At 63.5% G+C, this 11,009-nt stretch carries 10 protein-coding genes and 1 pseudogene; 5 read left to right on the forward strand and 6 right to left on the reverse strand.

Annotated features, from left to right (window positions below):
- Positions 1-77: 77 nt before the first annotated feature.
- The 3 genes from SAJA_RS10025 (at position 78) to pqqE (ending at position 2,535) form a co-directional block, all read left to right on the forward strand.
- Positions 78-968 (forward strand): EamA family transporter, encoded by an 891-nt coding sequence (locus SAJA_RS10025; protein ID WP_123658538.1) that lies wholly within the window; start codon positions 78-80, stop codon positions 966-968.
- A 228-nt stretch (positions 969-1,196) separates the two neighbouring features.
- Positions 1,197-1,274 carry a pyrroloquinoline quinone precursor peptide PqqA gene (pqqA, locus tag SAJA_RS15590; protein ID WP_123658548.1) on the forward strand — a complete coding sequence of 26 codons (78 nt, stop codon included), beginning with the start codon at positions 1,197-1,199 and terminating at the stop codon, positions 1,272-1,274.
- Between the two features lie 100 nt (positions 1,275-1,374).
- Entirely contained in the window at positions 1,375-2,535 is a 1,161-nt protein-coding gene (gene pqqE, locus SAJA_RS10035) for a pyrroloquinoline quinone biosynthesis protein PqqE (RefSeq protein ID WP_123658539.1), read from the forward strand.
- Here the strand turns inward: pqqE and pqqD are convergent.
- From pqqD to SAJA_RS10065, 6 genes are all read right to left on the reverse strand, one after another.
- Positions 2,532-2,813 (reverse strand): pyrroloquinoline quinone biosynthesis peptide chaperone PqqD, encoded by a 282-nt coding sequence (gene pqqD / locus SAJA_RS10040; RefSeq protein ID WP_123658540.1) that lies wholly within the window; start codon positions 2,811-2,813, stop codon positions 2,532-2,534. The genes pqqE and pqqD overlap by 4 nt on opposite strands.
- Positions 2,810-3,571 carry a pyrroloquinoline-quinone synthase PqqC gene (pqqC, locus tag SAJA_RS10045; RefSeq protein WP_123658541.1) on the reverse strand — a complete coding sequence of 254 codons (762 nt, stop codon included), beginning with the start codon at positions 3,569-3,571 and terminating at the stop codon, positions 2,810-2,812. The genes pqqD and pqqC overlap by 4 nt, the downstream gene beginning before the upstream one ends.
- Positions 3,568-4,482 carry a pyrroloquinoline quinone biosynthesis protein PqqB gene (gene pqqB / locus SAJA_RS10050; RefSeq protein ID WP_123658542.1) on the reverse strand — a complete coding sequence of 305 codons (915 nt, stop codon included), beginning with the start codon at positions 4,480-4,482 and terminating at the stop codon, positions 3,568-3,570. Before pqqB ends, pqqC begins: the two co-directional genes overlap by 4 nt.
- Before the next feature lie 39 nt (positions 4,483-4,521).
- Positions 4,522-5,646 carry a M48 family metallopeptidase gene (locus SAJA_RS10055; RefSeq protein ID WP_123658543.1) on the reverse strand — a complete coding sequence of 375 codons (1,125 nt, stop codon included), beginning with the start codon at positions 5,644-5,646 and terminating at the stop codon, positions 4,522-4,524.
- A 170-nt stretch (positions 5,647-5,816) separates the two neighbouring features.
- The gene (locus SAJA_RS10060) at positions 5,817-7,835 is read right to left on the reverse strand and encodes a pyrroloquinoline quinone-dependent dehydrogenase (RefSeq protein ID WP_123658544.1); all 2,019 of its coding nucleotides are present in this window, start codon (positions 7,833-7,835) and stop codon (positions 5,817-5,819) included.
- Between the two features lie 2 nt (positions 7,836-7,837).
- Positions 7,838-8,383, reverse strand: a complete 546-nt coding sequence (locus tag SAJA_RS10065; protein WP_245963285.1) for a hypothetical protein — start codon at positions 8,381-8,383, stop codon at positions 7,838-7,840.
- A gap of 270 nt (positions 8,384-8,653) precedes the next feature.
- On the opposite strand from SAJA_RS10065, the gene SAJA_RS10070 reads away from it, so the two are divergent.
- Positions 8,654-9,079: a DUF2231 domain-containing protein gene (locus SAJA_RS10070; RefSeq protein ID WP_123658545.1), complete on the forward strand. Its 426-nt coding sequence runs from the start codon at positions 8,654-8,656 to the stop codon at positions 9,077-9,079.
- Positions 9,076-10,380 (forward strand): annotated as a pseudogene (locus SAJA_RS10075) (PQQ-dependent sugar dehydrogenase); the annotation flags it as partial. The gene SAJA_RS10070 and the pseudogene SAJA_RS10075, both read left to right, overlap by 4 nt.
- Between the last annotated feature and the right edge of the window lie 629 nt (positions 10,381-11,009).

Below are 11,009 nucleotides of genomic sequence, written 5' to 3' on the forward strand. Positions count from 1 at the left end.
TTTCCCGATCTGGCGGTGGCCCCGGCCGAGCTACCGGTCACGCACGAGCCAGCCGAAACAACACCGGTGGCCGGCTGATGACCGTTGATCTGCGTCCCCACGGCTCCAATACCCGTTTATTGGCATTGAGTCTTCTGGTGGTCGTGATGTGGGGCATCACGGCCTGGCTCCGACAGATCGCGGCCAGTCTCTCGCCGCTGGAGCTGACCGGCTTCGCGATGCTGGCCTCGGCGCTGTGTAGTCGGTTACTGCCACACACGCGGGGCACGGCGTGCCGGGCGCCGGCACGCCACCCCTGGTATGCGTGGCTGTTCGTGTCCGGCGGGCTCGTTGGCGGGGCCGGTTTTTATTTCGCCGCCCTCGAATACGCGCCCGCTGCCCAAGTGGTGGTCATCACCTATACCTGGCCCCTGCTGTTTGCGCTGGCAAGCGATGTCTATAACCGTCGGCGTCCGTCGGTCATCACGTTTTTCAGCCTGTTACTTGGCCTGGGCGGGGTCGTGGTCATCAACGGGGGCATGACATTACCCAGCGGTTCCGCCTGGCTCGGCTACGGCGGCGGTTTGCTGGCCGGCCTGTCGTGGGTGGCTTATTCGCTGTTCCTGCAAGTGTATGAGCGCCCGATCCGACGAGATTTCCCGATGTTTTTCGCTGCCGGTGGCGCGCTGGCCTTGGCCGGCCAGCTCGTTCTCACCGGTGAGCTGAGCCTGCCCGGCGACTGGCAAGCCTACGCCGCCGCGGCACTGCTGGGGCTTGGCCCGTACGGACTGGGCTTCGTCGCGTGGGGCCATGTCGTGCGAAACGGTAACCCGCGCATCATTCCGGTCCTGCCGTACGGTGTACCGGCAATCGCGGCCATAACGCTCGTTATTGCCGGCAGCACTGAGCCGTCGCTGTCGCTGTTCGCCGGCTGCGCATTGGCCGCTGGCGCCTGCCTGGGGGTTTTCGCGCAGCCAGACTCAGCGTGACACCCGGGCCGGCTCGCCAACCGACAATCGGTTGCCGTCCCGGCATGCCTTGGCCGAAGCGCCGCGCTAAAAACACGCCCCGGCGCCCGATTTCGATGATGTCGAATACACTTTCGATCGAGACAAATCACACTACTGCACAACTTAAAAAAAAGGCGTAGAGTGAGTGTCATACACAGCACATCGCTGTGCCGATATTCCCACCCACCGCAGTTGAGGAGAATGCCAATGAAACAATGGACGCAACCGAAGGCTCATGACCTGCGCCTGGGCTTTGAGATCACGATGTACGTCAGCAACAAATAAGTCGCTGATGCGACATTGCAGGGCTCGCTCTTACGAGTCTTAGCAGGGAAAAGGGGGCGCTAACCGCCCCCTTTTTTTCGTCTTGAACAAGCGAGACGCCATGACACAGCCGCTTCGACACGACGCACAGACGATCGCACGCCCGCTCTGGCTGCTGGCCGAGCTGACTTATGCCTGTCCGTTGCAGTGCCCGTATTGCAGCAACCCCACCGAGATGGCCCAGATCGGCGCCGAGATGACGACCGATGACTGGTTCAAGGTGCTGCGCGAGGCCCGCGAGTTGGGTGCGGCCCAGTTGGGGCTGTCTGGCGGCGAGCCGTTGGTCCGTCGGGATCTCGAGGCGATCGTGGCCGAGGGCGCGCGGCTGGGTTATTATAGCAACCTCATCACCTCGGGCATCGGCATGGACGAGGCCCGTGTCAACGCGCTGGCCGAGGCCGGGCTGGATCATATCCAGATCAGTTTTCAGGCCAGTAACGCCGAGCGCAATAATTTTCTGGCCGGCTCGAACACCTTCGAGCAGAAGAAAGCCATGGCCCGTGCGATCAAGGCCGCGGGCTATCCGATGGTGCTCAATATCGTGCTGCACCGGCACAATATCGATGATATCGACGACATCATCGCCATGGCCGAGTCGCTGGATGCAGACTACGTTGAGCTGGCCAATACGCAGTATTACGGCTGGGCCTGGCACAACCGCGCCCAGCTTCTGCCGACCCGCGAGCAGCTCAACCACGCAGAAAGCGTGACCACGCGCTATCGCGACAACGGCGGGCGCATGAAGCTGTATTTCGTCGTGCCCGATTATTATCAGGACCGGCCAAAGGCCTGTATGAGCGGCTGGGGCGACTTATTCCTGAACGTGGCCCCGGACGGCCTGGCCCTGCCCTGTCATGCCGCGCGCCAGCTGCCTGGCATCGAGTTTCCTGATGTGCGCGAGCACGACATCGCCTGGATCTGGAACGAATCACCGGCGTTTAATCATTTTCGGGGTTTCGACTGGATGGCCGAGCCGTGTCGCTCATGCGTGGAAAAACATGACGACTTCGGCGGCTGTCGTTGCCAGGCTTTCATGCTTACCGGCGATATGTATGCCACCGATCCGGTCTGTGCCAAGTCGCCGTCGCACCACTTGATCACGGATGTGGTGGCCGAGGCCAACGCGCCGACTTCAGCACGCGCCGAGGCCCAGCCGATCGTGTTCCGCAACCCGAAGAACTCGAAGCGGCTACACGCCACCCCGCCCGCAGGCGAGCGCTAGCCGATCACCACCCATCCGTGGGAGATAGCCAGGCGCAGGAACTCGTACACGTCGTCGCTTACATCGGCGCCGCCGAACTCGGCTGAAATCAGCTCACACACCGTGGCCACCGAGCGCTGGCCATCGCAGCGCGTGAGTATTTCGGTCGCCGGCTCGTTGAGCGTGACCATGCCCTCGGGATAGAGCAAAACATGACAATCCTGGGCCGGCTCGTATTGCAGCCGATGGCCGCGGGCGATACGCGCCACGCTAGTGGCATGAATCACGGGCCGGCTCATTCGGCCACCTCGGGCACCGCCGGGCAGCCATGATACGGCGGGCGGTCTTCGACATAGGCCATCCACATCGCATCCAGCATCGTCCAGAGCACGTCGAGCTTGAACTGCAGAATCTCCAGCGCGCGTTCCTGATCGGCGCGGGTGACGAAATGATCGAGCGTGACCGTCAGCCCGTGGGCAACATCGCGGCGTGCTTCCGACAGGCGCTTGCGGAAATACGTCAGGCCCGAATCATTGATCCACGGATAATGATCCGGCCAGCCGGTCAGGCGCTGCTGATGGATTTCCGGGGCGAACAGCTCGGTCAGCGAGGAACAAGCGGCTTCTTGCCAGCTCGCCCGCCGGGCGAAGTTCACGTAGGCATCCACGGCAAACCGCACGCCGGGCAGTACATCGGCCTCGGCCGCCACGCGGGTGCGATCCATGCCACAGGCCTCGGCCAGGGCCAGCCAGGCCTCGATGCCGCCGGGATCATCGCCCACGCCGTCGTGATCCAGAATCCGCTGCACCCAGAGCCGGCGCGTGGCCGGGTCCGGGCAGTTGGCCAATACGTTGGCGTCCTTGATCGGAATCGAGACCTGATAATGATAGCGATTGGCCACCCAGCCGCGGATCTGCTCGCGCGTGGCCCGGCCCTCGTGCATCAGGCGATGATACGGGTGATGGATATGATAGCGCGCGCCCAGCGCCCGCAGCTTGGCCTCGAAGACATCGCGCGGCCAGGCATTACCTTGCACAGCGTCGTGGGTCTGGCTCATGGGCGAATCTCCATGCCGTCGTAGGCGACTTCCACGCCGGCGGCCGCGACCGTGGCGCGCTCGGGCGAGTCCGGGTCGAGGATCGGGTTGGTGTTGTTGATATGGATCAGGATACGGCGCTTGTCGGCAAAACGGGCCAACTTGGCCAGCATGCCGCGCTCGCCGGACTGCGGCAGGTGGCCCATCGAGGCCGCGGTTTTCGTGCCCACGCCCTGGTCGATCATCTCGGTTTCGGTGAAGAACGTGCCGTCGACCAGCAGCGTGTCACAGCCGGCCATCAAGCCAGCCAGCGCCTCATCGACCGCGCCAAGACCCGGCGCGTAGAACACCCGATGCCCGGTGTGCTCATCGATGATCACCAGGCCGATATTGTCGCCCGGGTGCGGGTCGGCCCGGTGCGGCGAATACGGCGGTGCCGCCGAGGATAGCGCCACCGCGATGAAACGCACGCCCGGCAGGTTGGCGATCGTGAACGTGTTGTCGCCGTCGGGCACGATTTCCTGCCAGCGCACGCCACAGAAATGATCCAGCACGTTCAAAAGCGGCAGGCCGGTCGTCAGGTCTTCGTGGACCTGGCGCGTGCAATACACGTTGAGCGGCGCGCCCTCGCGCATGAGCGTAAGGCCCGTGGTGTGATCGATCTGGCTGTCCATCAACAGGATGGCCTCGATGCCGGTGCCCCGCTCACCCGGCGTGGCACGCAGGGCCGGCGTTTCCAGGATCTGCTGGCGGATATCCGGCGAGGCATTGATCAACAGCCACCGGTCGTTATCACCGCGCACCGCAATCGATGACTGCGTGCGTGCCACGGCGGCCGTGGTGCCTTCGTGCAGGGCGCGGTTGAGCCCCACGTTGCTGTTCCATTGCGGAAACCCGCCGCCGGCGGCCGATCCCAGAACACGTATTTGCATAAGCGGATTCGCTGGTTTTGAAAACAGATGCCGAGCGGCTTAGCTTACCCGCCCGCGCAATCGATCGAGCCGGGCGCGGTCGGCCGGGTGCGTGGCATTGAACACGCGATACCACGGATGCAAACCAGCCCGGTTCGGGTTGATCGAGAACAGATCAGCCAGCGTATCCGCCAACCGGTGGCTGCCCACATGGCCGGCGGCAAAGGCATCGGCCGCGAACTCACACCCACGCCGATACCCGTTGAGCGCGGGCCGCACGACCCAGGCGGCTGGCCCGATCGTGACATAGATCAGCCACAGGACCACGGGCGCCGACACTTCAGGGGGTGCGGCTATCAAACCACTGGCCACCAGAACGATATAGATCGCCACGAGCCCGGCCCGCATCGCATCGAAGCGCGTGAGATGGCCCAGGCAGGCATGGCCGAATTCATGGGCCACCACGGCCAGGATGGCCGAAGACGACAACCGATCGACCAGGCCTTGTGTCAACACGATCTGCCCGCCGCGCCCACGGGCCTCGACGCGCGCACCGACCTGTGCGGACAGCGGCGACTGATCGGCGACGGTGATCGTGCAACGTGGCCGCCCACAGGCCTCGGCCAGCCCGCGCAAACGCTTGCGCAAGCCCGAATCCGTCAACGCCGCGCCGGCCATCGCACCCGGCTGGCTCACGCTGCGATAGACCCGCCGAGCCCCCGCCAATATCAACCAGCCGATGGCCCAAAGCCACGGCATGAATACGTCGGGCAAAATGAGCGCCACACACCAGAGCGCCAGGCCCAACAGCAACGGCAAGAAGAACTGGCGCGCCTGAGCGCCAAGCGCTGCGAGCCTGTTTTGCGCTTGGCGGCCAGTGGACCAAAACGCGCGCAGGACTTGATCGCCGACGACCGCCAGGGCCAGGCACAACGCCACAAGACCGGGGCCAAGCGTGCCGGACAACAATCCAGCGCCCCAAGCAAACACGAGCGCCAACAGCGCAAGTGCCGTCTCACGACCCTGACCGGCCAGGCGCTGGCTGGCGCGTCGCTCGCCCTCGGCGTGGGCCGCCGGATCCGGGGCAGCCGCCGCCAGATAACGACGCTGCAAGACATACAACCCCGCATCGACGATCACGCCGAGCACAAGCCAGCCGCCAAGCAGCCATAGAACGACGCTCATCGTCGGGCCAGTGGCCCGGCGCCCGCGACGGCTCGGCCTGTCATTCGCGCGCGAAAGTGATTCATGCCAATAAGTTTAAACGGCCGAGGCGCCCGCATCGAAACGTCGGCCATAAAAAAGACGAGCCGATCATCGACTCGTCTTTTCTGCCAGCCGGCTGACGTACCGATTTAGTCCTCCGGCAAGGCGTACACCACGATCTGATCGCCCACCTGGTCTTTCAGAATCGTGTTGCCGCCCGATACAAAAGCCACATACTCACGGCCCTCGTATTCATAAACCGACGGATTAGCCACCACGGGCGCCATGGCCTGATCCGACCAGAGCTCGTCACCGCTTTCCAAGCTGAACGCCCGCACCTTGGAATCCATCGACGCGCCGATGAATATCACGCCACCGGCGGTCACCGCTGGCCCGCCGATCGTCGGCGAGCCCCAGGCTTCGGGCATGATGAAGCCAAACTGCTGCGACGCGCCCATCGGGCGGCGCCATTTCACGTCACCCGTGTGCATGTCGATGGCCACCAGCTCACCAAACGGCGGCTGCCAGCACGGCATGCCCAGCCAGTTGCGGGCCACTTCCAGGCGCATGCCATAGGGCGAGCCGGCCTGGGGTGAAAAGCCGGCCTCGTTGCCCGAGGTCTTGTCGGCGGCCTCGTAGGCTTCGCGGTCATAGAGCTTGATGGTCTGCACGATGCGCGAGGTGTTCACGATCGCCGTCTGGCTGGCCGGGTCATAGGCCACGCCGCCCCACTGCACCGCACCCGCGCTATCGGGAAAGGCCATTGTCCCCTCGCCTTTCGTGGTCGGCGGGGTGTACATGCCGCGATAGTCGAGGTTATTCCACAGGCGCGTGCACGACCCGCCGCCGACGATATCGGCCAGCTTCCAGACATCCGGCTTTTTGGACTGGTCGAGCAGCGGGGCCGGCTTGGTCGGGAACGGCTGGGTGGGCGAGAGCTGTTCGCCGGCCACTGAGCCATCGCCGCCCGGCACCGGGCGTTCCTCGATCGGCCAGATATCTTCACCGGTCTTGCGGTTGACCGCGAACAGAAAGCCCATCTTCGTGGCCTGCAACAGCGCCGGGATGGTTTTACCGTCAACGGTGATATCCATCAACGTTGGCGCGGCCACCGTGTCGTAATCCCACACATCGTGATGCACCCACTGGCGCGACCAGGCGACCTTGCCCGTCTCCACGTCGACCGCGGTGGTGGATGTCGCCAGTGGGATCGACTCGGTGCGATTGCCACCCCAGTAGTTTGGCGAGGGCGACGACACCGGCAGATAGACCAGGCCCAGCTCTGCATCGGCCGACATATGGGTCCAGACGTTGGCCGTGCCCGACTTGGCCCGTACATCATCCGGCAGCGCCTGGAACGTCCACTCGCGCTCGCCCGTGCGGGCATTGATCGACCATACCGTGCCCGGCGGTGCCTGCTTGTAGGCCCAATCCTTGCCGGCCCAGCCGAGAATCAGATGATCACCCACCACCGTTGGTGGCTGCAGCAGCGACAACGGATATTTGTCGTGTGTTTTGTTCCACTGGTTCACGTCGAGCACGCCGTTATCGGCGAAACTTTCACACGTCTTGCCGGTATCGGCATCCAGCGCGAACAGCTTGGCATCGACCGTGCCCATGTAGACCACTTTCTGGCAGGCCTGGCCCGGCACCGGGTCCTCGGCCTGCCAATACGCCACGCCGCGGTTCTTCAAGACCGGCTGGGTCAGCGCTTTCTTCGGGGCATGGGTATCGAACACCCATTTCCTCTCGCCCGTGCCCGGATCAATGGCAAACAAGCGCCCGAACGGCGTGCCAACGAACAGCGTGTCGTTGGCAAACACCGGCGTGGAGGACCACACCGTGGCCGGCACGTCCCCGCTACCGTCGGACAGATCGCCGGTATGGATCGACCAGACTTTTTCCAGCTCGCCGACGTTGTCCGCCGTGATCTGTGTCAGCGGGCTGTACTTCTGCGCGCTGAGCTGGCCGTGGAACGAATCCCAGATCGGCTGGCGCGGGTTGGCGATGCCGTTGGCCGCGTTGGCCGCCGGACCGGCCGGCGAGCTTTGATCATCAACCCCGGGCGCATCCTGGGCGAACACTGGAGCCGCCGCGGCGCTCAAACCCACCACGGCCGCTACCCGGGCTAGGCCCGACAAGCGATAGTTCAAAAAACGATACAACATGATCAAACGCGTCCTTCGGCGCCAGCCGATCCGAAACAGTCGATGACAAGGCCCACCACGCCTATAAGCATGCCCAGGCATAGCCACCATTCATGCAATAGCGCCCCGGCGAACGCGTTGCCCACAAGACCCACAAGAATGACGCAGCGCCAGGCAACGCGCGCCCCGCGACTGCCGGCGCGGGCCAGTGCAAGGCCGAACACGATGAGCACAACGCTTACCACGATCGTAAGCAATGCGCCCAGCGTGGCGTTCACGCCGGTCAGCGGTGCGAAGTACCCATAAAGCGCTGCCACCAGGCTCATGATCGTGCCGATGAACAACACGATCACGCCCGGTCTGGCGGCCGAAGGCTTTGACATCACTTTTAACTCCCTGAAAAGCCAGCTACTGAGCACGCTGACATCGTTGGCGGCGAGGCGCTGCCCGCGCGAACCGTGCCGGGCGCCGCGGGTGTTTCGAACACGGCCCGCGGCTGAAACCGTTCCCAAAGCGTCATTATACAGCGATTCCCGCGGCTCGCTTTCCCGCGGATAGCGCGTGGCCATGCATTCACGTGTCGACACGAGCCGATCCCAAAGCTCTCACCGAGCCGCTTGTTCGAGAGTCAAGACACGCCAAAGACGATCGGCCCTTCGGCGATGCCAGCATCCCGGCAGCCGCGCGGCGCGCCTGTCTGGCGTCATCCTTTAATCGCAGCCCCATCAACACGCCGCACCGCGTACGTTATTGTATATTTTTAAAAGATACGTGCTGCCGTATCGATAACCTGCGCCATGACGCTAGCCGGCAGAGCGCGCGATTATAAGGAGCTTGACTTGACCGCCAAAGAACGACGACCTGCGGGGCGCGGGATTCACCCGTTTCACGCCTTACTGCTCTCGGGGACTTTCCCATTGTTTCTCGGCGCCGCGTTAAGCGACTACGCCTACCTGACCTCTTATCAGATCGAATGGAGCATATTCTCCTCCTGGCTGATCATCGGCGGCTCGCTGTTTACCGGCCTGGCCGCAATCTGCGCGCTGCTCGGCATTTTCGTGTCCGATCGCAAGGGCGTGTACGCGATCTACCTGCTGCTTTTGCTCATCGTCACGGCAACCGGCGTGTTGAACGCGCTCATCCACGCGCGTGATGCCTGGGCCATGATGCCCGGCGGCTTCATCCTCTCGATTGTGGCGGCCGTACTCGGCTGTATCGTCACGCTGCTCGGCTTTTCTCGTATCGGCGTTGGAGCCCGGTCATGAAGATTCAATCACTCGCATCGCCCGCCATCCTGTGTGCTCTGGCCCTCGGGGCCGTCGCTGGCACGGCCGTCGCGGCGCCGGACGGCCAGGAATTCGGCCCCAACCCGAACCTGCCCGAGCCCCAGCGCGGCCTGTTGCCCAACATGACCATCCCCGAGCCCATGCCGTGGGATGGCCAAAAGCCGACCGTGCCCGACGGCTACTCGATCAGCGCCATCGCCACCGATCTGCAAGTGCCCCGTCACCTGCTGGTTCTGCCCAACGGCGACATCCTGGTCGCTGAAGGCAAAGGCGGCGGCAAAGCCCCGAAGCTCAAGCCCAAGGACTACATCGCCGGCATGATCCAGTCGCGCGGCACCACGCCCGTCAAAAGCGGCAATCGGTTGACCCTGCTGCGGGACGGCGACGGTGATGGCACCTACGAACAGCAGGGCGTCTTCGCCAAAAACCTCAACGCGCCTTACGGCCTAGCGCTGATCGACAACCATCTCTACGTCGCCGATCAAGACGCGCTCATTCGTTTCGATTATCAGGACGGCCAGCGCCAGGCCAGCGGCCCGCCGCAACTGGTGACTTACCTGCCGTCTGAAATCAATCACCACTGGACGAAATCGCTCACCGCGAGCGCCGACGGTGAGCATCTGTATGTCGGCATCGGCTCGAACAGCAACATCACCGAGCGCGGCATGGAAGCCGAAGTGGACCGCGCCGAGATCTGGGAAATCGACCCCGACACCGGCGCCCATCGGGCTTATGCCACCGGCCTGCGTAACCCCACCGCCCTGGCTATCCAACCTGGCACCGACACCCTGTGGACCGTCGTCAACGAGCGCGACGAACTCGGCCCCAACCTCGTGCCCGACTACCTGACCTCGGTTAAACAAGGCGCCTTCTACGGCTGGCCGTACAGTTACTGGGGCCAGAACGTCGACCCGCGCGTGCGGCCGAAAAACCCGCAAAAGGTCGAATCGGCCATCGCCCCCGACTACAGCCTGGGCTCGCACCACGCGCCGCTCGGCGTGGCGTTTTCCAACAACGCCGTCGGCGGCCAGTTCACCAACGGCGTATTCGTCGGCGAGCACGGCAGCTGGAACCGCGGCAATCCCGTCGGCTATCGCGTCGTGTTCATCCCGTTCCAGAACGGCCAACCCACCGGCAAACCCGTCGACTTCGTCTCCGGCTTCCTCAGCGGTGACAAAAAGACCCGCGGCCGCCCGGTCGGCGTAGCCGTCACGGATGACGGCGCCGTGCTCGTCGCCGACGACCTCACCAACGCCGTCTGGCGCATCAAGCGCGATGGCGCCCGGACAGGCGACGAGGCTTCGACGTCGAACAGCGACATGAATGACGCGCTGGACGAGAACTCAAACGCCGCGATGGATCAGGCACAGCCTGAAACCCAGAACGCCGAGAGCCCGTCCGCCGAGCCGACCGAGCCGATGACCAGTGAGAGCGGTTCGTCCGATGACGACGTGCAGATGACGCCATCGGCCGATACGTCCGACGACACCGCGAGCCAGTCCACCGGGACGCCCGCGACCAGCGATGACGACACCATGTCCACGCAAAACTAGGATGCAAAGCTGACCGCCGAATGCGACAGCAAACGGCGGTCAGCCAGCGTCATTTAATATCCAGGCATCGCGTGTATACGCGTTTTCTCAAGTCGTGGTTGGACAGCAGGCACTTGGCCCAGCCCGCCTCATTGTCGAGCGAATAAAACAACCTGGAAACGCACGAAAAGCCGCCGAGCAAGAATCGGCGGCTTTTATTTTGTTCAAAGATAGCGAGTTACTTGAGGAATGGTGGATTCAGGTTCTAATCGCAACACGGCTGTTTTGAGTGAGCGTATAAAACAGGGACATGAAACAGGGACAGACCCTGAGGGTTCCCCACAAATAGCGCTGCATTAACAGCGAGTTATCGCTGT

The sequence above is a fragment of the Salinisphaera japonica YTM-1 genome (assembly GCF_003788585.1).
GTDB classification, from domain to species: domain Bacteria; phylum Pseudomonadota; class Gammaproteobacteria; order Nevskiales; family Salinisphaeraceae; genus Salinisphaera; species Salinisphaera japonica.